The sequence below is a fragment of the Pedobacter sp. SL55 genome (assembly GCF_026625705.1).
GTDB lineage: Bacteria > Bacteroidota > Bacteroidia > Sphingobacteriales > Sphingobacteriaceae > Pedobacter.
In genome coordinates, this window is the sequence record NZ_CP113059.1 from 4,102,513 (window position 1) to 4,127,453 (window position 24,941).

A 24,941-nucleotide genomic window follows, 5' to 3' on the forward strand; every position below is an offset into this window, starting at 1 on the left:
TTACACTATAGCTATTAAATTATTGTATGGAGTGAGGGGTAAAAAATACCGCAAAAGTATGCACACCTGTCTGATAGGAGTACGTAATACCAAACTGATGTAGTTCTACAATTTGTTTAACAATGGCCAAGCCAAGCCCCATACCTTCTGAAGATGGCGACTTGTAAAAACGATCAAAGGCAATTTTATCATCCAATGGCTCGTTAGTACCTGTATTGCTAATCCATAAAGCCTGGCTATTTAGTTTAATATCAATGCTGCCGCCTTCGTGATTGTGCCGTATGGCATTACCAATTAAGTTATCTAATAAAATATCGGCCAAATATCGGCTCATTAGCAAAGTGTGATCTTGCAAGTTTATATGTACAGCAATACCTTTTTGTTGCGTAAATTCTTGAAAATATTGTAGTTTTTCTACCAAAATGGATTTGAGGTTAAGTTGTTCCCTATCCCGTAGCAGGTTATTATCTATTTTTACCAGCAACAATAAAGACTGATTGAGCTTGGTAAGTTTGGCTGTAGCTCTGTACAGATCAATCAGGTTTTTACTTTGCTCTTCACTCAAATTGGCAGACTGTAACATCATGTCTAATTTTGCATTGATTACCGCAATTGGTGTCATCATCTCATGCGAAGCATTCTCTGTAAACAACTTAATTTCTCTGTAATCTGATTTTACCCGTTGCGAGATATCTACAATGGCATCATTAAGTTCTTTAAATTCGGCTATGGAAGTTTACTTACCTGCGCAAAGTTTTGCTCTTGGTTAAGGTTAAACGATTTAAGATTAAGCAGCAATTGTTTAAAAGGCAGCCACATTTTCTTCATCATGTAGCGGCTTACCAACAGTAGTAGCAGCAGCAACGCCAATACAGGCAAAATAATCACTAAAAAAATACTTTTCGCTTGGTCGATATGGGCAATTTTAGAAGCTATGATTTTAACGCGATAAGTTTGTGCCCCCATCTGCAAGTCTTCTTCTAAATATCTGCCCGTTTCTTCTACCTGTTTTTTGGTGTTATAGAAAATGGTATCCCCGAAATGTCTTTTTAGGCTAAGCCGCCCAACTTGATGGTATTCTATAACCAAATCTTCGAAGGCGGTATGTGCCGGAAAACTTTCTTTTTTTGTGGTATAATCTTTTACCTCCAGCAACTCCTCTACCAAGTAATTGTCAATCTGCCTGTTTAGGTAATTGCTTAGTGTATGATAAAAAAGATAGCCTATCAGCAACAAACCTGCTATACTGGTGATCAATAACACCCTATTATATGCCGTAAACAACCTCATTCGTCGGCAAATTTATAACCTACGCCATACACCGAGTGGAAGTAATCTTTACAACCTCCATCTACCAGCTTTTTCCGTAAGTTTTTAATATGTGTATAGATAAAATCGAAGCTGTCGGCCATATCGGCATGGTCGCCCCAAATGTGCGTAACTAATGCCGATTTAGCAATTACCTTAGATTTATTAGCCAAAAAATACAGCAACAAATCAAATTCTTTACGGGTAAGGTTAATGGCTAGGTTATTTACTTTTACCGTTTTACGCTGAATATCAATGGTTAGCTCATTAAAAACGATAAGATCATTGCCTTTAAAAGACCTGCGCCTTACCACCGCCAAAATGCGGGCACTCAGTTCCGAAAGATGAAAGGGCTTGATCAAATAATCATCGGCACCCAAGCTTAAACCCTCTATGCGCTGATCTATTGAACTTCTGGCGGTAATGATAATGACGCCAGCGCTTTTATCTTCTTTTTTTAGTTGTAGCAACAGCTTTAAACCATCGCCGTCTGGCAAAGTAAGGTCTAGCAAGATACAGTCATAATCATACAGGGCTATTTTTTCTGAGGCCGTATCAAAGCGGTCGGCAAAGTCGCAAACATTGCCTTCGGCCTTCAAATAATCCATGATATTTAACCGCAGTAGTTCTTCATCCTCAACAACTAAAATCTTCATAAGCCATTAGCGCTAACCAGACCAACAATTTAGTTATTTATATTTAATATTTAACGAAACGATGTTAGAACTCATGTTTATATTTTTGGAGTAATGCCCGTAACGCAACTCTAACATACTTAAATGCTGAAGCCCGAATACCCCTTTTGGTGGTGCCAAGCGTATACCTAAGCCATAAAAGTTGCTATTGAACTTAGACAGGTCGTAATTGCTGTTGTAATACTGATCGGCAATAGTATGGCGCTGGTACGGCGCAAAATATTTGGCTGCCGTTTGGCTATAGTATCGGTAAAACGGACTTAGCGAGAAAAATGGGTTCATTTTAATGGGCAACTCTAGCTCTGCTGTGTGTGCGTTAAGCCCCCAATTATCGGTATAAAAACGATAATAGGTTCTGATGATCAGGTTATCGCCCAAAAAGTAATTGGCCCTAAAACCCAAAGGCAATTTAAAGCGGCTGTTAGGTAATTTCTCTTGATGTACGCTGCCATATGTAAAATACACCCTATGAAATGGTAAACTTAGGTAACCGCTTTGCTGTACCACATCGGCGAGGAGCATGAGCTGTAGGCGCTGGTTGACAATTTGCGAATAAGACAGTGAACCAGCAAAGGTATTTCTGGCTGCCGTACCCCCTGTTTCGTGTTCGCCGCCGTTGGCCCTAAATTCTATCGGCAAAATTAACGTAACCTGATCCAGATAGGTTTGAAATTTAGCGGTAAACTCGCCATTTCTATCTTTAGTTTTAGCAGAAAAAGCCACATTACCGCCAAAAGAGAGGTAATCGTACTCGGCAGATGAGGATAAGCCAAAAGCCAGAGTGGTGCCTTTTTTCTCGTTCTCGATACTCCAATTTAAAGAAGGATAAATGCGAGTATCGGCATGAGAGGCAGAAGAATTGGCCTGCAAATCTATTTTATCTGACGAAGCTGAGGTGTAATGATCTATGCCTACCTCTAAACCAAAGGTATGCTTACGTTCTTTGCTGTCGTATTTGGTCAGCTTTACATCGAACACATTGGCAATATCGGTTAGTTTTTGCGAACCTATACCGCCCGTTACTGCGGCATTGTTGCCATCTTGTGTGTAGTAGCTAGATACCAGGTTAACTTCTTCGAGCTTTAACTTGCGACTTTGGTAGCCGGTGTTTTCTGCTTTGGAATTAGTTTGTGCAAAGCTTGGATGCAAGAGCGCAAAGGCCATAGCTACCGTTAAAAATACTTTTTTCATCAGTGTAAGTTTAAGATGAGATGAATATTTGCGAATTAATTACAGCCGCAACCGCCGCCACTTTTACCTGCATTGGCGCCCGAGGCACCCTCTCGGTAACCTTGAAAACTTAACTCAGTTTTTTCTACCTTTCGGTTAGACAAAGCCATTTCCGCATCGTTCAATCTGTTTTTTTGATATTCTTTTACCGTTGTGCAAGAACTTGCCAAGGCCAACAGCGCTAGCAGTAACATTGGCAGTAAACGGTGCTTTTTTGATTTTGTATTCATTTGAGATTGATATTTTTACTGGTGTAGATTTGATTATTATCGTCGATAATGATGCAGGCCAAATGATGAATTTGGTTGATAAGGTTTAAGCCAGCTTTAACGCCCATAATGGTTACTGGAGTAGCCATAGCATCGGCTATTTCTGCATTGGGACTAATGATAGTTACGCTTTTAATACCTCTTACAGGCAATCCGGTTTTAGGATTAATGGTGTGCGAATATTTGATGCCATCAATCATCACATACTTTTCGTAATTGCCAGAAGTAGCTACCGCCATATCGGTTACATTGAGGTAAGAAAATGGCAGTTGTTTATGATCTGGGTTAACTACGCCGATGGTCCACGGCTGGCCGTTGGGCTGATTTCCCCAAGCGGTAAGGTCACCAGAAGCATTTACAATTCCGCTAACTATACCTTCCCTTTTTAACAGGGCTTTAGCCATTTCTGCGGCATAACCTTTTCCAATACCACCAAAACCAATGCGCATACCTTTTTCCTTCAGTTTTACGGTACAATTTTCATGATCTAAGATGATATTTTGATAATTGATGAGCCTTACCATAGCTTTAGCTTGGTCTGCACTGGGCAATGTGCTCATGTGTTGATCGAAATTCCAGAGCCTTTTATCAATAGAACCGTAAGATAGATCAAAAGCCCCATCGGTTATTTTAGAAATCCTTATGGAACGTTCAATCAGGCTAAATACTTCCCTATCAACTTTTACGGCTGTCACACCAGCTTGTTGGTTAATCTGGTTGGTTTGGCTACGCTCATCAAAAGTGGTCAGCAATGCCTCGATCCTTTTAATTTCATCAACTGCCAGATCCAATTTAGCGTTTGCCCAAGCTTCATCTTCTGCTACTACCGTAAGCTCAAAAGTATTACCCATTAACCTTTGGCTGCGTTTAAAAGATTGTAAAGCAAGCTCAATACTAGTGGTTAGCATTACAAATTTGTTTAACGGTAGCGGTAAATTGGGTTGGGGTTTCATCGGGCAATCCTTCCCAAGTTTTAATCACTTTACCCTCTGCATTTAGCAACAGGATGTAAGGAAACCTTCCGTTAGGATTATATTGGTCGGCCAGTGCCTCGTTTTGTTTTTTTATATCAACAGGCAACTGATTTTTTTTATTACGTGGAAAATCGGCATTCACGAGCACCAAATTTTGATCTGCCATCTTTAAAAATCCCGCATCGGTAAAAATTTCCTTGTGCATCCTAATGCAAGGGATACACCAATCTGAACCAGAGAAATTCAACAAAATAAATTGGTTTTTCTCTTTAGCCAATTTCTTTGCATTCTCGAAATTAGCTTCCCAAGGACTTACTGATATGCCCATAGTAAAGATTAAAAACAGTAAGGTTTTCATACGTTGTGAGATTTTGGATTTTTATTTGAGGTTAAAGAAATACAGATCAGTTATCTGCGTTGCCACCATTGATTATGTCAGATACTATTCCGGGTTGATTGCTTTTTTCGGCAATGACTACCCCTACAATATGGATTATAATGAACGACAGTATGAGGTACATGACCAGCTCATGCATTTCTTTGACGCTATGCGCTACGGTATCGGATATACTCAATTGTTCATGAAATTTTATGCTTAACCCACTGATGGCCATAAACGCCAACATTGCATAAAAAAAGACATAGCTAAACTTACCAAAAGTTCTTTAACAATCGATTTATCTTTTTGTACACGATACAGTAAAAATGCTTTCTTTATTTTTTGGGATAATTTTTGATTACTGTTTTGCGAAAATTCTGCAATTAACCGATAAACCAGCAAAGCAATTAGTGCATAACCAACGTAAACGTGCCAATCCCATACCTTTTCTTCTAAACCGTGGGCCACTGCTTTGGCTTGCTGTGCCGTTAAAGATGCGCCTTGTTGCTCGAGTTGCTGTGCTATAAACTTGGCGTTGCTTTTTTTATCTAACAAGGTAGAATTTAAGAACACGGTAAATAACGAACCGCTTATTACCATGACATTGATCCTATGCCAAAATATAACATGTGCTGTATATTTTTTAGTTGCCTTGTGCATATTACTAGATTTGATGTGTTAATAAGTACAAACCTAAAATGCAATTCTGAAGAAATTCTGTAGCTAATTTAGCTGTTGTTAATTTGTACAAAACAATTGGTAAAAGCCATCCAATTAATATATTTACGGCAAATCATCTAATTTTAAAAAATGAATATCGCATTAAGTGTTTTTAATTGGAGTGGCGGAAAAGATAGTTGCTTAGCGCTACACCATATTTTACAAAATCAACTTTTCGATATCAAATATTTGCTTACTACAGTAAGCCAAGCCTACAATCGGGTAAGTATGCACGGCGTACGCGAAAGCCTTTTGGTTAAACAGGCAAATAGTTTAGGCCTTCCGCTGTATCAGGTAAAGTTACCAGAGCTACCAGATATGGCTACCTACGAATTAGAGATGAACAAGCACCTTACCTTGCTTAAAGCCCAAGGCATTACACATGCTATATTTGGCGATTTATTCTTGGCAGATCTAAAGGCTTATCGGGAAAGCAAACTCGCCGAAATAGGATTAACAGCCGAATTTCCATTATGGAAAAGAGATACCACAGCAGTATTAAAAGAATTTATTTCGCTCGGCTACAAAACCATTGTAGTATGTGCACAGCAAGGCCTCGAAAATTTTTGCGGCCGCATCATAGATGAGCATTTTATTGATGAGCTTCCGGCAGGCATAGATCCATGCGGCGAAAACGGAGAGTTCCATACTTTCGTGTTTGATGGCCCTTTATTTAAAAAGCCAATAAATTTCACTTTGGGAGAAAAAATATTCAAAACCTTTGCGGCACCTAATGGAGAAACAGAACAAGGATATTGGTACATAGATTTAATTGACGATGAAGCAACAGCAAAATGAGGAAATGAGTAATAAGCCCTGCATCTTCTAAGCTCCTACTTTTCAATTTTCTCGCTACTTATATCCCACTGCCGACTTCAAATTCCTCACAACCCCAAAAACCTTACAACCTACAGTGCTTAAAAGTTGCAAATACTTAATTTGATACTAATTTAGCATGACTATTGCGCTTGCCTGTAAAAACGCGTTTCAAAAATCCTACAAAATTTAGTTGAAACCCAATTACAGGTTAATTGCATAACCTATCTACATTAATGACAGCACCAAGTATTAAAAGAAGCAAGCAACTTACCCAAAACTATTTTCAGTTCTTGGACAAACACATTATGGAAGTGGCTGTAGGAAAAGCAACCAGCTTCATGGAAATTAACCAAATTGCCAGCGAGTTATTTGTTTCTCACAAACATTTAACAGATACTGTACAGCAAGAAACAGGTAACCACCCCTGCCACTTCTACGATCTTAAAATTATTGAGCAGGCAAAACAAATGCTCACAAATACCAACCAATCTATTTCGGAAATTGCAAGGTTACTTACCTACGACCCCTCTAACTTTCTAAAATTTTTCAAGAAAATGGAGGGAAAAACACCAGGGCAATTCAGAAATGAAAGCAGAAAATAAAATTCCGAAAAGCTCACCACGATATTTTTTTCGGGAATAAAGACCTTTACAAATAATTATTATCTAACTATAAAAATTGAAAAAATGAGCAGAAACGACGTAAATGGAAAAGTGGTTCTTATTGCTGGTGGCGGTAAAAACTTAGGCGCATTATTAAGCAAAGATTTTGCGGCTAAAGGTGCAAAACTAGCTATACACTACAACAGCGAGAGTTCTAAAGCAGAAAGTGAAAAAACTTTAGCCGAAGTAAAAGCTATGGGTGCAGAGGCTTTCTTGTTTCAGGCCGACTTAACTAAAGTAGACAACATTGCCAAACTATTTGATGAAACCATTGCCAAATTTGGAGGGGTTGACATTGCCATTAACACTGTAGGTATGGTACTAAAGAAACCATTTACAGAAACTACAGAGGCAGAGTACGACGTGATGTTTGGCGTAAATTCAAAATCAGCTTATTTCTTTTTGCAAGAAGCGGGCAAAAAAATAAACGATAATGGTAAAATCTGTACCATAGTTACTTCTTTGTTAGCAGCCTATACTGGTTTATATTCTACTTATGCGGGCGCCAAAGCTCCTGTTGAGCATTTTACTAGAGCAGCTTCTAAAGAATTTGGCGCCAGAGGTATTTCGGTAACTGCGGTAGCACCAGGCCCAATGGATACGCCTTTCTTCTACGGTCAAGAAAGTGAGGATGCTGTTGCCTACCACAAATCAGCTTCGGCATTGGGTGGCCTAACAGATATTAAAGACATTGCACCGTTGGTAGAGTTTTTAGTAACCGAAGGATGGTGGATTACCGGACAAACCATTTTTGCAAATGGCGGATATACGACTAGGTAAAATCAATTTAAATTAACACGAGAAAGGTAGGCAACACGTTTGTTTACCTTTTTCTTATCAACAACAAACTATGGCTATAAAAATATTAAACTCCATTTTAATACTCGTTGCAGTATTTATGGGCTTAAAACAAGGCTGGGCAATGCTATCTAGCAAACCAGAAATGCTAGAAATGTTTAGCAAGTGGAATTTTTCTAAAACAGCAATAATGGTTAACGGAGCTGTAACTATAATAGCAGCCTTGTTAATTTTGTTTCCCAAGACTTTTGTATGGGGCAATTTTTTAATGGCCGCAGGCATTTTAATGATCATTTGCCTGCAGTTGTGGCACAAAGATTTAAAGGGGGCGGCAATAGAAATTCCATTCTTATTGCTTAACCTCATTATTGTGTACTTACAACACCCTTTAAAGAGCAATTAAAATGAGAATTATAATTCTATTAGTCATGTCTGTACTGGCATTAAACGCTTGCGGACAAAGCAATAAAAAAACTACACCTCAAAAAGCACAAAAAATGGAGCTCACAAAAATCTCAAACGAAAACGTAAAAAAGGCCATAGCAGCTTTACAAGCTAACGATAAAAGTGCTTGGTATAGCTATTTTACTAGCGATGCCATTTTTACTGATGATGGCAGAACACTATCCTTCAAATCTTTTTTTGACAATGCCTTTGACAAAAAAGAAAAGTTTTTAGATATAGACAAAGTAGCCAATGAAGGAAAAGACATATATGGCCAATTTGAGGCAGGACAATGGGGTACTTTCCGTGTGTTTTTCAAGTTCCATCAAAATGCCGAAGGAAAATTTAACCGATTAGATATTGGACAGGCAGCAAAATAAAGCAACACTATTCTTGTTTATTTTAGGCTAATTAAAATTGTATTTGTTTGCAACATGAATTACGGATTTCATACTATGCGGATGTTTGGTAAGCATCTGTAATTCATGTTGCGAACATCTTATATTTAATTTCAAATAGTTAATTCATTTTCTTTTTTTGCTATAATCGCTTCTTTAATAACGTAAGCAATTAATATAATTAGCATACCTATACCTACCTTCGAAAAACTAAATACATTATAAAAATCCAAACTTAGATCAATAAAATTATATCTCTTGTCATTTAGCACATCGGTGGTTTCCAAAAATCGAACTCCCATTATTTTTGAACTGATATAACCAAAAATAAAAGCGATAATTTCCTTACATATCATTAACCAACCAAAGCCCGCAATAAGTTTAAATGTGCTCTGCTCAAAAATCTTATCCACCATATATCTATTAAGCAGCTTAATTAAGAGCCAAAAGAATAAAATGGTAAACAATAAATCTAGTTGCTCTGACAAACCAAAAAAGAACGAATATTTCTTATTGGTAGAACTTACATAAGCTTCAACGGGTTCACTTATTGTAAAACTATTAAAAACCGTAACCTCTTCATTTTCAAAAGAGCTTATACTACTGGCAGTTACCGCTGTTATTGTCCTGTTCTTACTTTCCTCACGCCGCTTATTTGAAAAAGAAAGATCTTCAAATTCATTATGAATACGTCTTTGACCATCCTCGTAGCTAATTACCGTATCTGGAATGCTTAACCGCAGCTTCGTTTTTAGTTTATAGCCTTTTTGAGTAGAACCGAAGGTAAAATCGCCATAAGTTGCATAGGTTTTCATCTTAAACAAGCTTGCCGAGATATTTACTAAAAGGGTAATTACTAAGAGTACAAAACCCAGCAGCAAAAATGATCTAAGCACTCTAGCCACCCAATAGTATCTTACTTTTTTCATCTAATTTGTTTTTGTAAGGTTATTAAAATTTATTTTGTGTTGATTTTTATTTACTAACTGCCTATATTTTTACACACCTGCATTCGTCTGTTGTCAGCACTTCCAAAACTCTTGTCAGCTAAAAGTTTGATTTTAGTGCAAATGCAACAAAAATTCGTTTACAAAACTAGATATTTATTTTTATTTAGCAACATATATTTATTGAAATTCAATAAATATTAAATTCTAATCAAAAAACATAAAGTATAGACACACCATAAACTTGGAATGATTTTTGCTACAAACAAATCGTTCAAAAATACATGACAAAACATAACATTTTCAGTAATTTAAGTTTCTATTCCGCATAAAAAACGTATTTTTGCAGAATCGAAAAATCCAACGAGGACCAATACATATAAATGAGACAACTCAAAATAACCCAATCCATCACCAATCGCGAAAGTCAATCGCTAGACAAGTAATACTTACACGAGATTGGAAAAGTAGATTTAATCGCCGCTGAAGAAGAAGTAATTTTAGCTCGTAAAATACGTGAGGGAGATCAAGCCGCTCTTGAAAGATTAACAAAAACCAATTTACGTTTCGTGGTTTCGGTAGCTAAACAATACCAAAACCAAGGTTTAACGCTCGGAGATTTAATTAATGAGGGAAACTTAGGCTTGATTAAGGCAGCCAAACGTTTTGATGAAACTAAAGGTTTTAAGTTCATTTCTTATGCGGTATGGTGGATTCGTCAGTCTATTTTACAAGCTATTGCAGAGCAAAGCCGTATTGTACGTTTGCCTTTAAACCAAGTAGGTTCGTTAAGCAAAATTAGTAAAGCGTTCTCTAAATTGGAGCAAGAATACGAGCGTGAACCTTCTCCAGAGGAATTAGCTGACATTTTAGAAACTACGGTAGATAAAATCTCTGATACTTTGAGTAACTCTGGTCGTCACGTATCTATGGATGCTCCATTTGTGCAGGGAGAGGAAAATACATTATTAGATGTATTAGAAAATCACGAGCCTAATACCGACAGCAACTTAATTAACGAGTCGCTTTCTGAGGAGATTAAACGTTCTTTATCAACCTTAACAGAAAGAGAACGCGAAATTATTGTGTTATTTTTCGGCTTAAGCACTAACCACCCACTTTCTTTAGAAGAAATTGGAGAGAAGTTTAACTTAACCCGCGAGCGTGTACGCCAAATTAAAGACAAGGCCTTACAGCGTTTACGCCACACTTCAAGAAGTAAAATTTTAAAATCTTACTTAGGCTAACCTCAAAATAAAAGCCTACTTAGTGTAAGTTAAACACACTGTTATACAATATTTTACAAGAAAATAAAAGTAAAAAAGATTGGGTACTCGCTCAATCTTTTTTACTTTTGCGGCAATTTCTAACCAAAATAATTTTCTTGTATGTCTAATAAATATCAGTCGGAGTTTCAAAACTGGATTGAAAAAGAAAAAAAAGCACTTGAGTTAATTAAGTGCGTAGGCCATCTGTGGTTCGATAGATCTATTGAACTGGTGCTTTTCCGTAAACCACTGTTTGATGTAGGCAGTAGCGAAATTTTAGCTTATCGCCATTATGCAAAAGAAATCAGCGGAAAAGACATTTCGATCTACGAAACTTTAGAATTGGCCAATACCATTGCCAAGTCTAGTTTAGCGCCATCTCGCATTGATGTAGGCAGGCTAGCCTCTGAATGGCTTGACGAAAGCAATACGCAATCTTCTATGCACGATTTCATCATCAGTAAATTGGGCAAACACATTGGCAAAGATAAGATGAGCTTAAAACCAAAAGACGTAGTTTTATACGGCTTTGGTCGCATTGGTCGCATTGCAGCAAGAGAATTGATTGTGCAGGCCGGAAAGGGCGAGCAATTGCGTTTGCGTGCCATTGTAACACGCAGCTACAGCGACGAAGAGCTCACCAAACGTGCCGAGCTGTTACGTACCGATTCTATCCATGGTCCTTTTAACGGCACCATTGTAGAAGATCATGAAAATAAAGCACTCATTATTAATGGACAAACGATTTACCTCATTGCTGTTAAAAATCCAGAAGAAGCAGATTATACCGCATACGGCATTAATGACGCCTTAGTGATTGACAATACTGGCGTTTTTCGCGACCGTGAAGGACTGAGTAGGCATTTAAGTGCCAAAGGTGTAAGCAAAGTATTGCTCACTGCGCCTGCCAAAGGCGATATCCCCAATATAGTTACGGGAATTAACGATAGTGATTTTGATTTTAAAGAAGAAAACATATTCTCTAATGCTTCTTGTACTACTAATGCCATTATTCCGGTTCTTAAAGTGATAGAAGATGGCTTTGGCATTGAAAAAGGCCATATAGAAACGGTACACTCTTACACCAACGATCAAAATTTATTAGATAACTACCATAAAAAATATCGAAGAGGCCGCTCGGCAGCACTAAACTTGGTAATTACCGAAACTGGCGCAGATAAAGCAGTAGCAAAAGTATTACCTCAATTGGCAGGCAAATTAACGGGCAATGCAGTTAGGGTACCCACGCCTAACGTTTCACTTGCTATTTTAAATTTATCATTAAACCAAGAAACCAGTAAAGAAGATATAGAGCAGCTATTAAAAGGAGCATCACTGTTTGGCGATCTTTCTGAGCAACTAGAATATTCTGTTTCTAATGAGCTGGTAAGTACCGATTTGATAGGCAACAGCCACGCTTCAATTGTAGACGGACCAGCTACTATACTATCAAAGGATGGGAGATCTGTAGTATTGTATGCCTGGTATGATAACGAATATGGTTACACACGCCAAGTAATTAGGTTAGCTAAAAAAATTGCGGGTGTAGTAAGGCTAACTTACTATTAAGCTGATAAAATAATGGAGAGAAACAAATGGTTGCTCAAATGTTTCTCTCTATTTATATAAAGAATGTCGAATAAATTAAACGTTCCTGTTATTCTTTAATTTAACCAAAAACCTCTCGTAAAGAAAAATATTCAATCCGATTAAACTCATTCCGTAAAAAACATCTTCGAAAGGAATAGTTTTAATACGAATACCTATAATTTCTTGATTGTTGTACCAAACAATTGGTGCATCTAAACCCGTACCAGTCAAAATGCCGTTTACAATTAAAAATGGAACGATCATGATGAGGTAAGTGAAATAGAACTGCCCAAGCCAATTGGGCTTTTTAATAAATCCTAGATAAGCTATAAGCAAGGTAAAAACCAAGAAATTCATCATTGGGTACATCTTATTGTAATACACTGCAAACATCACTAAGCCAAAAACCACCAAAACTACCGAAATCAACTTTGTGGAGTAATTACGTAGCCCCAATTCTTTCCAAACCCCAAAACAATGGTAAGAGAACAAACAGGCGTAAGGAATACAGAGAAAAAACAGAATTTCTTCGATTGGCAAATTCCAGATAAATATTCCTACAATATAATCTGGGTTAAAGCCCCAAACCCCTTTTTCTGTAAACCAAACATCCCATATTAAAAATAAAATGGTAGTAATGATATTTGCAGGCAAAAAGGCCTTTACATTTTTCCAAAACATCAATTTCGGATGAAAGGAAGCGATAAAAGGAACTATTACCGAGAAAAAGTTAACGAGTAGATAGGTATAATGCTTCATGAGTTGTTTTGTTGCATTTTTTGTTGACGATAGGCTTCGCGAAAGTATTTGAATGGCACCCAAAGCATACCAAAGCACTCGCCATGGTGTTTACCCAAATGTTTATGGTGCATTTTATGTGCCCGCCTAATGGCTTTTAGGTAAATATTATTGGTATTTCTAAACCATTTAAAACGTTGATGTATAAAAATATCATGCACCATGAAATAACAGAAACCGTAAAGGGTAATACCACCAGCTACAGCCATCATAATTACATTGCCATAAATAGAGCCCAAAAGAAACAAAACGATAGCGGGGGTAGCAAAAATCAAGAAAAAGAAATCGTTTTTTTCAAAAACCTGTCCATCATCTTTTTTGTGGTGGTCTTTGTGCAAGTACCATAAAAAACCATGCATTAAGTACCTGTGAGCTAGCCAAGCTACAGATTCCATTACAATAAAGGTGCCTAATACGCAAAGTACAATTATTAAAACCATATTAACCAGCTTTAAATATATTAAGTATTTGAGTGGTACGATAATCAAAAATATGTGCTAGCTTTTTACGCACAATTAAAGTATTTGCCAATCTGCCTAGCCAACCAAACGAAATAGCGTAGGTTACTTTGTCTTTCATTAATACTTTGCCGTCTTTTTCTTCAAAAGTATGTTCGTGGTGCCAATAAGCATAAGGGCCTTTCAACTGCTCGTCTGCGAACGAATATGGCGCATTAACCGAGCTAATTTGGCTTACCCACTTTAACGGTACACCAGCCAAAGGCCTAACTACATACTCAATAATTAAACCGTTATGAATGTGTTGGGGCAAATTAGGGGTAACCACCTTAAATTCCATTTCTTTGGGCGTAATTTTAGACAAATTACTCGGATTACTAAAAAAGTCCCAAGCCTCTAAGAGCGTAATGGGCAATATAGTTTCTCTATATAATTGATATTTTTTCATCTCAGGCCACTTTATTTAAAATCTCTTTATCTACCACTTCGGCTAAAATAATTTTAAACCAAGGTGTGTATTTAGTTGGGTTATTTTTTACGTCTTCTTCCAATTCGTTTAAGCCTAAGTATGCCCAATTGGCTACTTCACTTTCATCGGGTTGTGGTGTGCCAGAAAATCTGCCAAAAAAAACGTGGTCAAACTCATGCTCCACTAGTCCGCCGCCAACATCGGCCTTATAAATAAAACTATATATCCAATTGGTTTCACATACAACGCCCATTTCCTCTCTTAAACGTCTATCTACAGCAATTTGCAGCGTTTCTCCTACCCGCGGGTGGCTACAGCAAGTGTTTGTCCACATGCCGCCACAATGGTATTTATTAGCGGCTCGTTGTTGCAACAAAATTTCATTTTTATCATTTAATAAAAAAACAGAAAAAGCACGGTGTAGTTTCGCTTGCTGATGTGCCTGCATTTTCTCCATCACACCGACTTCCCTATCTTGTGTATCTACTAATATTACGTTTTCCATTTATTTGGCAATAGCTTCTAATTGTTGTCTTTCTGTAGGTGTTAATTTCTGCTGCTTCATAAACGAAACAATGGTCTTCGTCAGTTCTTGATCCAATACCTTTTTATCATCGTTTAGGCTTCTTAAAATCAATTCTTTATCTGCTTCAATATGATCATTATAACCCAAAAGAGCTGGCGCAGAAACTTGCGTTGCATATCTCAAAAACACTAGCTCTACATTGTTGCTTTCTTTAGCAATAGCTTTGTTAAGCGTTTTTTTACCTGTATTAAAATAACTTAGCTTAGTGATAGGATTAAATACGTGTTTGGCCATCATCATTTTGGTTGCTCCGGTATATCCCATTACAAAAGCATTTTGTTGTTGCTTAGACAAAAGCGCAAGTAAACTTTTTGCGGTTTGCTTGCTATCTACAGATTTAACATACATGGCTCTCACACTTTGTTTTGATATTTCTGTAGACCACAAAAAAAATATTGATACGATTATAAAAATTGGTTTAGCCCACATTTGCCGATAATCTTTCCGGAGCCTGCGGCACAAAAAAGGTGTTTAGCATGAGTAATGCCTTTTGGAAATCGGGCACTCTTACCCTTTTCTCCATAATTTGCTGCGCAGGGATCTCCTGTATTTTTCTAAAAAGTGATTTATAATAAATATAGGCCAAATATACACCCTTTTTAGCGCAACGAGGCAATTTCAAAATACCATTTAGCGCTTCATCAAATTCGGCATTAATTTCACGCTCAATAATTGCCTTATCCTCTTCGGTAAAACATTCAAAATTCATGTTAGGAAAATACATTCTCCCCAATTCATAATGGTCTGCTTTGATATCTCGTAAAAAATTCACTTTTTGAAAAGCAGAACCTAATTTCATAGCTGCCGGACGAAGCTTATTGTATTCTTGCTCATCGCCATTACAAAACACTTTTAGGCACATTAGCCCTACTACCTCTGCCGAACCAAAAATGTACTTATTATACAATTGTGCAGTATAAACCTGCTTTTTTAAGTCCATTTCCATGCTGTCTAAAAAGGCATCTATCAGCTCAACATCAATTTGGTAACGATGAACAACCTCTTGAAAGCTATTTAAAATTGGGTTTAAACTAATTTTATTTGCTAGAGCTGCTGTAGTTTCCAACCTTAATTGATCCAACAGGCCCTTCTGATCAAAATCATGGAAAGAGTCTACAACTTCATCCGCTAGTCTAACAAACCCGTAGATTGCATAAATGGACGGGCGAATGCTAGGCGCCAAAAATTTGATGCCCAAAGAAAATGAGGTGCTGTATTTTTGGGTGGTTACTTGGCTACATATTGCCGAAACCTGATCAAATAGTGCTTTCATAGTTATTTTTGGTGCTTTATGATGTAATTGGCTACTACTTGTCCGGAAATAATGGAAGGCGGAACGCCTGGCCCTGGAACAGTAAGCTGACCTGCATAGTATAAATTATCTATTTTTTTATTTTTTATCGATGGCTTTAACACGGCCGTTTGCCCCAAGGTATTTGCCAACCCGTAAGCATTGCCTTTAAAAGCATTGTAATCCTTTACAAAATCGGTATAAGCATAAGTGGTTTTGCTAACAATGTTTTCTTTAAACCGCTCACCGCAAAAATCTTCTAACCGATCTATTATTTCATCAAAATACTTAGCTCTTATCTCTTCTGTATCTTGTAAGCCAGGAGCTACAGGAATAAGCAAAAATAAATTTTCCATCCCTTCTGGAGCAACAGCAGCATCTGTTTTAGATGGGCAACATACGTAATATAAGGGGTTTTCTGGCCATTGCTGCGTTTCATAAATGGCTTTGGCATGCGTATCAAAATCTGTTTCGAAAAAAAGATTATGATGCTGTAATTTAGGAATTTTTTTATTTACACCAATATAATATAACAAGCAAGAAGGTGCCATTACTCTTTTATCCCAGCTTTTTCAGAATAGTTTCTTAACGGTTTTGGCAACAAATGCTGATCGATATGATGATAATCTCCGGCGCCAATTACTACATCTGCTTCAATTTCTCCTTGAGCAGTAATTACTTTTTTTGCTTGCCCAGCCTGCACTTCAATTGATTGCACGGCGGTATTTGTTTTAAACGCTACGCCTTTTTCTACTGCCAAAAGGTGCATTGCTTGTGCCAATTTGCCGAAGCCACCCATTGGATACCAAGTACCTAGCTTAATATCCGCATAATTCATCATGCTATATAAAGCCGGAATATTTTTAGGTACCGCACCCAGAAACAATACTGGAAATTCTAAAAGTTGCAACAGCTTTGGAGATTTAAAATAACGGCGAACGTGCTTAGCGAACGATTGTAGCAAATCTAACTTTGTAGCGGCCTTAATTACTTTAACGTCCATAAATTCGGAAATGCTTAAACCCGGCTTATGCACAAATTCATTAATTCCAACGTTATATTTATATTCGGCTTCTGCCAAAAACTGATCTAATTGAACAGAACTTCCCTCCTCAATTTCTTCAAACGCATTTTTTAATGCCTGATAGCTTGCCGGCACAGCAAGCACGTCATCTTTTCCGTAAATAACCTGATAAGATGGATCTAAACGTTTAAGCTCGAAATAATCTGTGGTAGATTTGGCAAATTGATTAAAGAATTTCTCCATCACTTCTGGCATCCAGTACCAACTAGGCCCCATATCAAATGTAAAACCATCTTTCTCGAACACTCGTGCTCTTCCGCCTATTTCTTTGTTTTTTTCTACTACAGTTACACTGTAACCTTTGTCTGCCAAAGTAATAGCCGCACTTAATCCGGCAAAGCCGGCGCCGATAACTACTATACGAGGAGGAACTTTATGCATCATTTTTGTGTATACAACAAACATACATCTATTTTGTTTAACTTTAATTAAAAAAAAATAAACAAAAAAAATGTTACAAATCGCTATACAAGCAAAACGATTTACTCACACAATATACAGATTAATATCGTTAAAACTCGGCTGCTAAATCTCTAAGCGTCTCAAATATTTTAAAATGCGAAGGAAAAGTTGCTTCTGACTCGTAAATACCTGCACTAGCTATAAAAACTTTTTTTGTAGATGGAACCACAATTAGCTTATTAACAAAAGCGGTAATATCTCCTAACGAGATGGAGTTAAACACACTGGTTATTAAAATATCAGGATCGCTAATTTGCAAAATCCTTGATAGATCGTTCAAAGGTACGGCCTGTCCAAGGTAAATGGTTCGGTAACCTTTGTTTTTCAACAGATAATTAAGAAATAGCATTCCCAATTCATGGAGTTCGGTTTCGGGCAAAAACATTAACACTTTTTTTGCTTTTGCATCCATTATAGTGGCGGTGTTGTCTATAGCGGCAATTAGCTTTTGCCTAACCATGTTACTAATAAAATGCTCTTGTGCCGGATTGATGGAATCTATTTGCCACATGATGCCTATGCGGCTAAAGAAAGGAAAAATAATGCGATTGATGGTATCTTCGAAGCCTAAACGTGCCACGGCTTTATAAAACGCCTGATGAAATAAAGCCTCATCCAAATCAATCATACTTAACATCAGGCCATCAAAAAGGTCTTCATCGCCAGTTTTAACAAAACTTAAGTCTTTAACCTTTTCTATAATTTCGCTGGCATTCATTTTGGCAATGTGCGAAATTTTAATTCCGCTTCGATTAAGCACATTTACATTGAGCAGTAATTTAAGATGCTCGTTACCATAATAACGTATGTTAGTTTGAGTTCGCAAAGGGGTAATGATTTGATATCGCTTTTCCCACATACGCAATGTAGCCGCCCTAATTCCAGTTAGAACTTCTAGTTCTTTTATTGAATACTTAGCGATTATTCCCATGATACCAAAAGCATTTTGTTTAAGCTATTACAATACAAATTTAAACAAAAATTGTTTTCTCCAGAATAACAAAAGCTTCTAAAAAACTAAACGAGTTAAAAATATATACACTGATAATCTTACTTTTGTTTCATGCTAAGACACCTACACACCTTTACAGGGCATCAAAATCCCATTTATGCACTGGTAAAATCTGATAAAGAGGGTATTTTTTTTACAGCTGGCAACGACAAAGGTGTGGTAGAATGGTCTTTGAAGAAAATGGCATTTGTGATGGTAAAACTACCTGTGCAAAGCTCTGTTTACTATTTGCATAATTACAACAATCAGTTGTTTATAGGAGAGAGAAGTGGTGCTTTCTCTGTTTTCGATTTTGAAAAACAAGAAGTTGTCGCCAGAATTAATGCACATCCAAAACCTATTTTTGGAATGGCAACTATTGCAACCAAAAAGGAATTACTTACCAGTAGCGAAGATGGGACGGTTGCCATTTGGTCGCTAAATGATTTTTCGGAAATTTATCGTTTGCCAATTTCTAATGAGACAGTACGGTGTATCGCTGTATCACCAGATGAAAAGGAAGTTGCTTTTGGCTGTAAAGATGGCACTATACATATTTACCATGCTCAAGATTACAGCTTAAAGCATGTGTTAAAAGAGCATACGATGGCCATTACATCGATAGCTTATCATCCTTTTGGAAAATATTTGATTTCTGGAAGCAGAGATGCACAATTAAAAATTTGGGATTTACCAACTTATGAACTGAGCAAAAGTATTCCTGCCCACATGTTCGGCATTTACGATATCGCTTTTCATCTTACGCTACCTTATTTTGCAACGGCAAGCCAAGATAAAAGCATTAAGCTTTGGGATGCCGAAAACTTTAAGCTTTATAAGATCATTAGTATTGAAAAAATGGGCTTCGGGCACAGTCATTCGATCAACAAACTAACTTGGAGCCACGATGGCAGCAAATTACTATCTACTGGCGATGATAAAAAAGTGATGGTTTGGGAGTTAGAAAGTTAGGAACCAGGTATCAGTGGTCAGGTATCAGGCAATAGTTTCAGTTGGGGATTTTTAGTTGGAACAATGAACCAACCAACCAACCAACCAACCAACCAACCAACCAACCAACCAACCAATGACCAATGAACCAATGAACTAATTCATTACCTTTAAAAAATGAACCCAGAATTACTTAAAGAGCTTGTTGCAATGAGAATGCCTTATGGCAAATATAAAGGTTGGGTTTTGTGCGATATCCCAGAGCATTATCTAGTTTGGTACCAAAGCAAAGGTTTTCCGGCTGGGAAATTGGGAATGTTGTTAGCTACACTTTATGAAATTAAGCTAAATGGGCTGGAATATTTGTTGCAGCCGTTGAAAAGGTAAGCCACTTGTCAGGCTGAGCTTGCCGAAGCCTTTTGTAAGAACATTTCGACAAGCTCAATGTGACAAGTTAATACTAGAATTTAAAGTTTAAGCTTAACAAGAAGTTACGTGTAGCTTGTGGATAGAAATATTCGTATCTACCAAAATCTCCATTAGATAGGTAAGCACCAGCACCACCATTGGCCGCATAACGTACATCAAAAATGTTATTCACTAAGAAGTTTAATCCAATATTTTTAATGCCTAATGCTTTTACATTATAAGTCAAACGCAAATCATTAATAAAAAAAGCATCTAAAACTCTTTCTTTTGATGACGTATTATCTAAATTTTGCTTACCTACATATTTACTTACCAAAGCAATCCCAGCGTTTTTATAAGTGTATGCAAACTCATTTGAACCTATAAAACGTGGCGAATAAGCAATATTGGTATTGCTATAATCGAAAGTCAACAATTCGCCAATTCTGGTATCATCATAAACATATTCGGTAAAGTTCTTGATCTTACTTTGGCTTAAAGTTGCTGTTGCTGTCCACGAAAAATTCTTAACAATTTGCCAACGAGCATCTAACTCTAAACCAATACGGTAACTATCTGGCACATTCTGACGGGTTTGCCCACCTACTTCATTTAATTTGCCCGTATTAATCAATTGATTCTTGTAAATCATAGCGAAACCATTGGCACCAATATTAAAATTACCTTGTTGTGTGCGGTACCCGAACTCAATGTCTGTTAAGTTTTCGTGTTTAGGTCGCGTTCCTGTATTGGAGTCTGTAAAATCTCTTCTATTCGGCTCTTTGTTGCCTACAGCAACAGAAGCATAAACATTGCTTCGGTCTGTTAAGCTATAAGTTAAACCAAACTTAGGATTGAAAAATTCTAGACGGGCATTTTGTTGCGCAAAATTAACCGCATCTAATCTGCCATAGAAAGAATAGAATACATTACGATACTGCAGATCTGCATAGAGATTTAATTTATCTAATTGATAGTTAACCCTTCCGAAAATATTGAAATCACTCTTAAAAGCATCATTATCGTTATACCTATGACGTATGCCAGATGCATTGCCGGCCAAATCGTAAACATTATAGTTGGCAAACTGTGCCCAAACCACTTCGTCGAAATGTCTTCCTTCGTAACGATTGTAAGCGCCTCCTAAAGTGAAATTTAAATTATTTGATGGTGTATAGGCTAACGAATAGGTTGTTCCGTAAAAATCATTATCTAACCATAACCTGCGTACTAAATCAGAAGTATTATAAAATGTTACAATATTATCGGTAATTGGATCTCTAACCACAACTGGCAAAATTTTATATTCCGATAAGTTTTGGGCTGTCTTAAATTCTTCGTAATAACCTCTGCCATAAGTGTAGTGCAAAGCGGCATTAGCCACCAATTGCTTACTTAAGTTGCGGGTATAAAATAACTGATAGTGATCTTGCTGATAGTTATCCGTTTGGTTTTCATAAGTAAAATCGTTGTGTCTACGATTCGTTTGCAGCATTTCTCTATCAATACCATTCCATGCTTGGTAAGTTTTTTCAGTACCGCTAAATACATTTACACGCAAAATATCATTTTTACCATAATAGGCACCCGTTACAAAAAACGATTTCAAATCTGAAGATGCCCTATCTACGTAACCATCAGATTTAATACGAGATAAACGAGCATCAAAACTAAATTTATTGTTGATTAAACCTGTACCCGCACTTACCGTGTTTCTCCACGTTTCGAAAGAGCCATAAGTATTGTTCAACTCGGCATAGGCCGAATCTCTTCTGGTAGTAGTCTGGATATTTAAACTAGCACCAAAAGCACCAGCGCCATTGGTAGATGTGCCTACACCACGCTGAATTTGAATGTTATCTACCGAAGAAGCTAAATCTGGTAAGTTAATAAAGAAACTGCCCTGACTTTCGGCATCATTCAACGGAATACCATTTAGCGTTACGTTGATACGTGTAGCATCGCTACCTCTAATGCGTATACCGGTGTAACCTATACCAGCTCCAGCATCAGAAGTCACTACTACCGATGGTGTTTGGTTAAGCAAATAAGGTAAATCTTGCCCTTGGTTGGTTTTCTCTAAATCGGCCTTGCTTAAATTCTTGTAGGTAAACGCTGCATTTTTAGCTACTCTGGTTGCACTTACTACTACCTCATCGGCAACAAAAGACAGTTGTTGCAAAGTAAAATCTGCTGTAGTGTTGGCAGCAACCGTTACACTCTTCTCTTGTGTAGCATAACCTAAATAGCTTACTACTAAGGTGTAACTTCCCGCTGGCAAATTACTAAACTCGTAAACGCCATTAGCGTTAGTACCCGCAGTAAAGTTTTTGTTTTTTAATTTCACACCAGCGCCAGAAAGCGCTTTACCTTCGGTTCCGGAAACTTTTCCCGAAATTTTGAACTGTGCCAACGCCACAAGCGGACACAGCAGTGCAGCCAAAACTGCAAATCTTAATTTTTTCAACTTATTGTTGTTTTTTAGTTAAACCCATCGGTTGTAGGGGTTACGCCCGACATTAGTTAAACTTCATAAACCATCCCTACGCCAGCATTACCTGGATCAGGTGCATTTGAGGTTTTAAGTTCTACGTTTTAAGTTTTTAAGTTCTACGTCTTCAGACTTACTACTTATCACTTACTACTTATTACTCTACATCTCAAAATGGGTATGATCTCAGCCTTTATTTGTGTTTCTTACAAAACAAGGCACCCCTTATTGATGCTGCAAAGGTATTATTCTTTTTCGAAAAGCAAAACTTGATTTATTTTTTATTATTAAACGTTAGTTCTATTCATTTTCAGTAAAATTTTAGTAGAAAAGCAAAACCTGTGTTTCTTTTTTATCGAAAGCCCTGCTTTTCATTACAATTCCTCGCCTCGCAAGCTCGGCTGTGGGCTTTTCATTACAATCAGGTTTAAAAAACAAAAAACATCTCATAAAACTTCGCAAGCTTAGCATCATTCTTTATTTGTTTGCCGTAAAAATTAAATACAAAGTTTTAGAAGCAATAGCCAAGCAACGCAAAGAGAGAGTTGCAAATAATCCCTATATTTAAACAAGCAACCTTAAAAAAATGACCAACAATTACCTCGAAAGCGTTAAAAAGCAATTCCAGTATTACAAAATGCTCGGCGATAAAACTTTCGCTCAGCTAACTGAAGAAACTTTGTTTTGGCAATACAATGAAGATAGCAACAGCATTGCTATGATTGTAAACCATCTTCACGGTAATATGCTTTCTCGATTTACAGCGTTTCTCACTACCGACGGCGAAAAACAATGGCGAAATAGAGATCTAGAATTTGAGCACCAGACGGTCAGTAAAACCGAGATTTTAAGAAAATGGGAAGAAGGTTGGGCTTGCCTTTTCAATGCAATTGCCCCGTTAAACGAAGCTGATTTAGATAAAATCGTTTATATACGCAACCAAGGCCACACGGTAACAGAAGCTATTAACAGGCAATTGGCACACTACCCCTACCATATCGGTCAAATGGTAATGCTGGGCAAAATGTTGGCTAGCCAAGGTTGGCAATCGTTATCTATTCCAAAAGGAAAATCTGAAGCATATAATGCAGAAAAATTTGCCGAGCAACCCCAAAAAGCTCACTTCACAGATGAATTTATAAACAAACCAAATGAAAACTGAGATACAGGATTACAACAACAAGCAGTTAGCTGAAGACAAAGCTATTTGCGATTTACTAGCACTAACCATTGATGTTGAACTGAGCGAAGCAGAAAATAAAATTTGGCATGCGCATCCGGTTTGGTTTTTAGATGGCAACCCAGTTGTTGGTTATAGCAAGTTGAAAGACAGCGTTCGTTTACTGTTCTGGAGCGGGCAATCTTTTGAGGAAGAAGCCTTGCAAAACGAAGGTAAGTTTAAAGCTGCCGAAGCTCGTTATACCGCTGTTGAGCAGGTAAACATAGCAGACTTAAAGCGTTGGTTAGCAAAAGCGAAGGACATTCAATGGGATTATAAAAACATTGTTAAACGAAAAGGAAGATTAGAAAGGTTAAAGTAATTGTAGTGATTAACTTCTGCCTAATTTACTACGTTTTCAAGTTAATATCCCAAAAAAGTCTCTCGCAAATGCAAAGAGACTTTACCAGTATCATTAATCTATTTCGTTGCTATTGGATTAGCTTTCACTACCGAGAAAACATATTTCCCTAAGTCGTATCCCTTAAAATCAGCTACATGGATTAACTTAACATCTTTGCGACTACCTTGTCTGTACATCATCGCATCTAAGGTATATTTGCCATCTACTTTTACTTGCTGCGCTATATCTGCCGGCATTATACCGTCAATAGTTACTTGGATGTAATTTAAAATAGAACCCGAGGGGCGAGTGTTATCATTATATCCAGCGAAAGTACCTAATTTAACATCTTGGCCACTTATGGTAGTATCTCTGATTGATTTCAATTGTAAAGGCATATCTTTTAAGAAATTTTGCTCATTACTCCAACGTTTTACCTCATGCTGAAACTTGTCGGTTATTTCTTCATTGGTATTGTCGCCGTTAGTCCACTCTGGGTGTTGGGCAACAAATTCAGATACTTTTTGCTCTATAAAAATGTTTGATGCGGTAGTTGCTTTTTGGGATTCGCTATTGGTGCATGATAAAGCTGCTGCAGCTACAAAAAACAGGAAAATTCTTTTCATAATTGGCGTTTTTATTTCTAATGATAAAGAACGCAAGTTTTACTTTAAAATTGGAATTTTACTTGTAAAAGGGTTGATACAGGAGAGCAACTGAGACGTTGTGGATTGCTGATTAGGGGTGTTTGAAAGAAGAAATACCATATAAGTTAACACGAATCGATGGCGGGAACGCCAAAGGTAGATGTTCCTTTGTTGGTGTCCCCCGCTAACAAATATTAAGCTTCGAACAACTTTAATTGCTGATCGCCATACTACCATTCCCA

Annotated in this window: 31 protein-coding genes and 1 pseudogene; 11 read left to right on the forward strand and 21 right to left on the reverse strand. The window is 37.2% G+C overall.

The genetic code is table 11. The annotated features are described in order from the left end of the window. Window positions 1–19: 19 nt before the first annotated feature. From OVA16_RS18295 to OVA16_RS18330, 9 genes are all read right to left on the reverse strand, one after another. Window positions 20–652, reverse strand: coding sequence for a sensor histidine kinase (locus tag OVA16_RS18295; RefSeq protein ID WP_267762356.1), 633 nt, complete (start codon window positions 650–652; stop codon window positions 20–22). Window positions 653–726: 74 nt separating this feature from the next. Beyond that, entirely contained in the window at window positions 727–1,257 is a 531-nt protein-coding gene (locus OVA16_RS18300; RefSeq protein WP_267762358.1) for a hypothetical protein, read from the reverse strand. Window positions 1,258–1,286: 29 nt separating this feature from the next. Further along, a complete protein-coding gene (locus tag OVA16_RS18305) occupies window positions 1,287–1,964 on the reverse strand; it encodes a response regulator transcription factor (protein ID WP_267762359.1) in 678 nt (225 codons plus the stop codon). Window positions 1,965–1,997: 33 nt separating this feature from the next. After that, entirely contained in the window at window positions 1,998–3,194 is a 1,197-nt protein-coding gene (locus OVA16_RS18310; RefSeq protein WP_267762360.1) for a DUF3570 domain-containing protein, read from the reverse strand. Between the two features lie 35 nt (window positions 3,195–3,229). Beyond that, the gene (locus tag OVA16_RS18315; RefSeq protein WP_420712353.1) at window positions 3,230–3,427 is read right to left on the reverse strand and encodes a DUF4266 domain-containing protein; all 198 of its coding nucleotides are present in this window, start codon (window positions 3,425–3,427) and stop codon (window positions 3,230–3,232) included. 32 nt (window positions 3,428–3,459) lie between these two features. Further along, window positions 3,460–4,410 (reverse strand): FAD:protein FMN transferase, encoded by a 951-nt coding sequence (locus OVA16_RS18320; RefSeq protein WP_267762364.1) that lies wholly within the window; start codon window positions 4,408–4,410, stop codon window positions 3,460–3,462. Next, window positions 4,397–4,834, reverse strand: a complete 438-nt coding sequence (locus OVA16_RS18325; RefSeq protein WP_267762365.1) for a thioredoxin family protein — start codon at window positions 4,832–4,834, stop codon at window positions 4,397–4,399. The genes OVA16_RS18320 and OVA16_RS18325 overlap by 14 nt, the downstream gene beginning before the upstream one ends. Window positions 4,835–4,880: 46 nt before the next feature. Further along, window positions 4,881–5,102, reverse strand: a complete 222-nt coding sequence (locus OVA16_RS20305; protein WP_420712330.1) for a cytochrome b/b6 domain-containing protein — start codon at window positions 5,100–5,102, stop codon at window positions 4,881–4,883. Beyond that, window positions 5,072–5,515, reverse strand: coding sequence for a cytochrome b/b6 domain-containing protein (locus OVA16_RS18330; protein WP_267762366.1), 444 nt, complete (start codon window positions 5,513–5,515; stop codon window positions 5,072–5,074). Before OVA16_RS18330 ends, OVA16_RS20305 begins: the two co-directional genes overlap by 31 nt. A gap of 150 nt (window positions 5,516–5,665) precedes the next feature. Between OVA16_RS18330 and OVA16_RS18335 the strand changes: the two genes are divergently transcribed. The 5 genes from OVA16_RS18335 (at window position 5,666) to OVA16_RS18355 (ending at window position 8,678) form a co-directional block, all read left to right on the forward strand. Further along, a complete protein-coding gene (locus OVA16_RS18335) occupies window positions 5,666–6,373 on the forward strand; it encodes a diphthine--ammonia ligase (protein ID WP_267762368.1) in 708 nt (235 codons plus the stop codon). A 254-nt stretch (window positions 6,374–6,627) separates the two neighbouring features. Further along, window positions 6,628–6,996, forward strand: a complete 369-nt coding sequence (locus tag OVA16_RS18340; RefSeq protein ID WP_267762370.1) for a helix-turn-helix domain-containing protein — start codon at window positions 6,628–6,630, stop codon at window positions 6,994–6,996. Window positions 6,997–7,080: 84 nt separating this feature from the next. Then, on the forward strand, window positions 7,081–7,836 hold the full coding sequence (locus tag OVA16_RS18345; RefSeq protein ID WP_267762372.1) for an SDR family oxidoreductase: 756 nt from the start codon (window positions 7,081–7,083) through the stop codon (window positions 7,834–7,836). A 70-nt stretch (window positions 7,837–7,906) separates the two neighbouring features. Beyond that, on the forward strand, window positions 7,907–8,257 hold the full coding sequence (locus tag OVA16_RS18350) for a DoxX family protein (RefSeq protein ID WP_138730180.1): 351 nt from the start codon (window positions 7,907–7,909) through the stop codon (window positions 8,255–8,257). Between the two features lies 1 nt (window position 8,258). Beyond that, entirely contained in the window at window positions 8,259–8,678 is a 420-nt protein-coding gene (locus OVA16_RS18355; protein WP_138730179.1) for a hypothetical protein, read from the forward strand. Window positions 8,679–8,809: 131 nt separating this feature from the next. On the opposite strand, the gene OVA16_RS18360 is transcribed toward OVA16_RS18355, so the two are convergent. Further along, window positions 8,810–9,625: a DUF2975 domain-containing protein gene (locus OVA16_RS18360; RefSeq protein WP_267762375.1), complete on the reverse strand. Its 816-nt coding sequence runs from the start codon at window positions 9,623–9,625 to the stop codon at window positions 8,810–8,812. 401 nt (window positions 9,626–10,026) lie between these two features. Here OVA16_RS18360 and OVA16_RS18365 point away from each other — a divergent pair. Then, window positions 10,027–10,890: pseudogene (locus OVA16_RS18365) on the forward strand (sigma-70 family RNA polymerase sigma factor). Between the two features lie 141 nt (window positions 10,891–11,031). Then, on the forward strand, window positions 11,032–12,480 hold the full coding sequence (locus OVA16_RS18370; protein ID WP_267762376.1) for a glyceraldehyde-3-phosphate dehydrogenase: 1,449 nt from the start codon (window positions 11,032–11,034) through the stop codon (window positions 12,478–12,480). A 75-nt stretch (window positions 12,481–12,555) separates the two neighbouring features. Here the strand turns inward: OVA16_RS18370 and OVA16_RS18375 are convergent, their stop codons facing one another. From OVA16_RS18375 to OVA16_RS18415, 9 genes are all read right to left on the reverse strand, one after another. Next, complete coding sequence (locus tag OVA16_RS18375) at window positions 12,556–13,260, reverse strand: lycopene cyclase domain-containing protein (RefSeq protein ID WP_267762377.1); 705 nt, start codon at window positions 13,258–13,260, stop codon at window positions 12,556–12,558. Continuing rightward, entirely contained in the window at window positions 13,257–13,739 is a 483-nt protein-coding gene (locus OVA16_RS18380) for a sterol desaturase family protein (protein WP_267762379.1), read from the reverse strand. Before OVA16_RS18380 ends, OVA16_RS18375 begins: the two co-directional genes overlap by 4 nt. A 1-nt stretch (window position 13,740) precedes the next feature. Next, window positions 13,741–14,205 (reverse strand): SRPBCC family protein, encoded by a 465-nt coding sequence (locus tag OVA16_RS18385; protein ID WP_267762381.1) that lies wholly within the window; start codon window positions 14,203–14,205, stop codon window positions 13,741–13,743. A gap of 1 nt (window position 14,206) precedes the next feature. Further along, the gene (gene idi, locus OVA16_RS18390) at window positions 14,207–14,731 is read right to left on the reverse strand and encodes an isopentenyl-diphosphate Delta-isomerase (protein ID WP_267762382.1); all 525 of its coding nucleotides are present in this window, start codon (window positions 14,729–14,731) and stop codon (window positions 14,207–14,209) included. Continuing rightward, window positions 14,732–15,160 (reverse strand): hypothetical protein, encoded by a 429-nt coding sequence (locus tag OVA16_RS18395; protein ID WP_267762383.1) that lies wholly within the window; start codon window positions 15,158–15,160, stop codon window positions 14,732–14,734. A 70-nt stretch (window positions 15,161–15,230) separates the two neighbouring features. Beyond that, a complete protein-coding gene (locus OVA16_RS18400; protein ID WP_267762384.1) occupies window positions 15,231–16,085 on the reverse strand; it encodes a phytoene/squalene synthase family protein in 855 nt (284 codons plus the stop codon). 2 nt (window positions 16,086–16,087) lie between these two features. Further along, on the reverse strand, window positions 16,088–16,654 hold the full coding sequence (locus OVA16_RS18405; protein WP_267762385.1) for a phytoene desaturase family protein: 567 nt from the start codon (window positions 16,652–16,654) through the stop codon (window positions 16,088–16,090). Continuing rightward, complete coding sequence (locus tag OVA16_RS18410; RefSeq protein WP_267762387.1) at window positions 16,654–17,571, reverse strand: phytoene desaturase family protein; 918 nt, start codon at window positions 17,569–17,571, stop codon at window positions 16,654–16,656. Before OVA16_RS18410 ends, OVA16_RS18405 begins: the two co-directional genes overlap by 1 nt. 127 nt (window positions 17,572–17,698) lie before the next feature. Next, window positions 17,699–18,580, reverse strand: a complete 882-nt coding sequence (locus OVA16_RS18415; RefSeq protein ID WP_267762388.1) for a MerR family transcriptional regulator — start codon at window positions 18,578–18,580, stop codon at window positions 17,699–17,701. Window positions 18,581–18,712: 132 nt separating this feature from the next. Between OVA16_RS18415 and OVA16_RS18420 the strand changes: the two genes are divergently transcribed. After that, entirely contained in the window at window positions 18,713–19,612 is a 900-nt protein-coding gene (locus tag OVA16_RS18420; RefSeq protein ID WP_267762390.1) for a WD40 repeat domain-containing protein, read from the forward strand. A 156-nt stretch (window positions 19,613–19,768) separates the two neighbouring features. Further along, window positions 19,769–19,978 carry a DUF3820 family protein gene (locus OVA16_RS18425; RefSeq protein ID WP_267762391.1) on the forward strand — a complete coding sequence of 70 codons (210 nt, stop codon included), beginning with the start codon at window positions 19,769–19,771 and terminating at the stop codon, window positions 19,976–19,978. 73 nt (window positions 19,979–20,051) lie between these two features. Here the strand turns inward: OVA16_RS18425 and OVA16_RS18430 are convergent, their stop codons facing one another. After that, window positions 20,052–22,466, reverse strand: coding sequence for a TonB-dependent receptor (locus OVA16_RS18430; protein WP_267762392.1), 2,415 nt, complete (start codon window positions 22,464–22,466; stop codon window positions 20,052–20,054). A gap of 610 nt (window positions 22,467–23,076) precedes the next feature. On the opposite strand from OVA16_RS18430, the gene OVA16_RS18435 reads away from it, so the two are divergent. After that, the gene (locus OVA16_RS18435; protein WP_267762394.1) at window positions 23,077–23,652 is read left to right on the forward strand and encodes a DUF1572 family protein; all 576 of its coding nucleotides are present in this window, start codon (window positions 23,077–23,079) and stop codon (window positions 23,650–23,652) included. Next, on the forward strand, window positions 23,642–24,031 hold the full coding sequence (locus OVA16_RS18440; RefSeq protein ID WP_267762395.1) for a DUF1801 domain-containing protein: 390 nt from the start codon (window positions 23,642–23,644) through the stop codon (window positions 24,029–24,031). The genes OVA16_RS18435 and OVA16_RS18440 overlap by 11 nt, the downstream gene beginning before the upstream one ends. 98 nt (window positions 24,032–24,129) lie before the next feature. On the opposite strand, the gene OVA16_RS18445 is transcribed toward OVA16_RS18440, so the two are convergent. After that, window positions 24,130–24,678 (reverse strand): hypothetical protein, encoded by a 549-nt coding sequence (locus OVA16_RS18445; protein WP_267762397.1) that lies wholly within the window; start codon window positions 24,676–24,678, stop codon window positions 24,130–24,132. Window positions 24,679–24,941 lie beyond the last annotated feature (263 nt).

What these genes read in the sequence shown, in the direction of transcription:
- OVA16_RS20305 (WP_420712330.1), bottom strand. Translation starts at nt 5,102, where the DNA reads ATGTTGGCGTTTATGGCCATCAGTGGGTTAAGCATAAAATTTCATGAA.
- OVA16_RS18355 (WP_138730179.1), top strand. Translation starts at nt 8,259, where the DNA reads ATGAGAATTATAATTCTATTAGTCATGTCTGTACTGGCATTAAACGCT.
- OVA16_RS18440 (WP_267762395.1), top strand. Translation starts at nt 23,642, where the DNA reads ATGAAAACTGAGATACAGGATTACAACAACAAGCAGTTAGCTGAAGAC.
- OVA16_RS18425 (WP_267762391.1), top strand. Translation starts at nt 19,769, where the DNA reads ATGAACCCAGAATTACTTAAAGAGCTTGTTGCAATGAGAATGCCTTAT.
- OVA16_RS18435 (WP_267762394.1), top strand. Translation starts at nt 23,077, where the DNA reads ATGACCAACAATTACCTCGAAAGCGTTAAAAAGCAATTCCAGTATTAC.
- OVA16_RS18325 (WP_267762365.1), bottom strand. Translation starts at nt 4,834, where the DNA reads ATGAAAACCTTACTGTTTTTAATCTTTACTATGGGCATATCAGTAAGT.
- OVA16_RS18420 (WP_267762390.1), top strand. Translation starts at nt 18,713, where the DNA reads ATGCTAAGACACCTACACACCTTTACAGGGCATCAAAATCCCATTTAT.
- OVA16_RS18445 (WP_267762397.1), bottom strand. Translation starts at nt 24,678, where the DNA reads ATGAAAAGAATTTTCCTGTTTTTTGTAGCTGCAGCAGCTTTATCATGC.
- OVA16_RS18370 (WP_267762376.1), top strand. Translation starts at nt 11,032, where the DNA reads ATGTCTAATAAATATCAGTCGGAGTTTCAAAACTGGATTGAAAAAGAA.
- OVA16_RS18310 (WP_267762360.1), bottom strand. Translation starts at nt 3,194, where the DNA reads ATGAAAAAAGTATTTTTAACGGTAGCTATGGCCTTTGCGCTCTTGCAT.
- OVA16_RS18345 (WP_267762372.1), top strand. Translation starts at nt 7,081, where the DNA reads ATGAGCAGAAACGACGTAAATGGAAAAGTGGTTCTTATTGCTGGTGGC.
- OVA16_RS18330 (WP_267762366.1), bottom strand. Translation starts at nt 5,515, where the DNA reads ATGCACAAGGCAACTAAAAAATATACAGCACATGTTATATTTTGGCAT.
- OVA16_RS18415 (WP_267762388.1), bottom strand. Translation starts at nt 18,580, where the DNA reads ATGGGAATAATCGCTAAGTATTCAATAAAAGAACTAGAAGTTCTAACT.
- OVA16_RS18305 (WP_267762359.1), bottom strand. Translation starts at nt 1,964, where the DNA reads ATGAAGATTTTAGTTGTTGAGGATGAAGAACTACTGCGGTTAAATATC.
- OVA16_RS18340 (WP_267762370.1), top strand. Translation starts at nt 6,628, where the DNA reads ATGACAGCACCAAGTATTAAAAGAAGCAAGCAACTTACCCAAAACTAT.
- idi (WP_267762382.1), bottom strand. Translation starts at nt 14,731, where the DNA reads ATGGAAAACGTAATATTAGTAGATACACAAGATAGGGAAGTCGGTGTG.
- OVA16_RS18320 (WP_267762364.1), bottom strand. Translation starts at nt 4,410, where the DNA reads ATGCTAACCACTAGTATTGAGCTTGCTTTACAATCTTTTAAACGCAGC.
- OVA16_RS18395 (WP_267762383.1), bottom strand. Translation starts at nt 15,160, where the DNA reads ATGTATGTTAAATCTGTAGATAGCAAGCAAACCGCAAAAAGTTTACTT.
- OVA16_RS18360 (WP_267762375.1), bottom strand. Translation starts at nt 9,625, where the DNA reads ATGAAAAAAGTAAGATACTATTGGGTGGCTAGAGTGCTTAGATCATTT.
- OVA16_RS18410 (WP_267762387.1), bottom strand. Translation starts at nt 17,571, where the DNA reads ATGATGCATAAAGTTCCTCCTCGTATAGTAGTTATCGGCGCCGGCTTT.
- OVA16_RS18385 (WP_267762381.1), bottom strand. Translation starts at nt 14,205, where the DNA reads ATGAAAAAATATCAATTATATAGAGAAACTATATTGCCCATTACGCTC.
- OVA16_RS18315 (WP_420712353.1), bottom strand. Translation starts at nt 3,427, where the DNA reads ATGTTACTGCTAGCGCTGTTGGCCTTGGCAAGTTCTTGCACAACGGTA.
- OVA16_RS18380 (WP_267762379.1), bottom strand. Translation starts at nt 13,739, where the DNA reads ATGGTTTTAATAATTGTACTTTGCGTATTAGGCACCTTTATTGTAATG.
- OVA16_RS18350 (WP_138730180.1), top strand. Translation starts at nt 7,907, where the DNA reads ATGGCTATAAAAATATTAAACTCCATTTTAATACTCGTTGCAGTATTT.
- OVA16_RS18405 (WP_267762385.1), bottom strand. Translation starts at nt 16,654, where the DNA reads ATGGCACCTTCTTGCTTGTTATATTATATTGGTGTAAATAAAAAAATT.
- OVA16_RS18335 (WP_267762368.1), top strand. Translation starts at nt 5,666, where the DNA reads ATGAATATCGCATTAAGTGTTTTTAATTGGAGTGGCGGAAAAGATAGT.
- OVA16_RS18375 (WP_267762377.1), bottom strand. Translation starts at nt 13,260, where the DNA reads ATGAAGCATTATACCTATCTACTCGTTAACTTTTTCTCGGTAATAGTT.
- OVA16_RS18400 (WP_267762384.1), bottom strand. Translation starts at nt 16,085, where the DNA reads ATGAAAGCACTATTTGATCAGGTTTCGGCAATATGTAGCCAAGTAACC.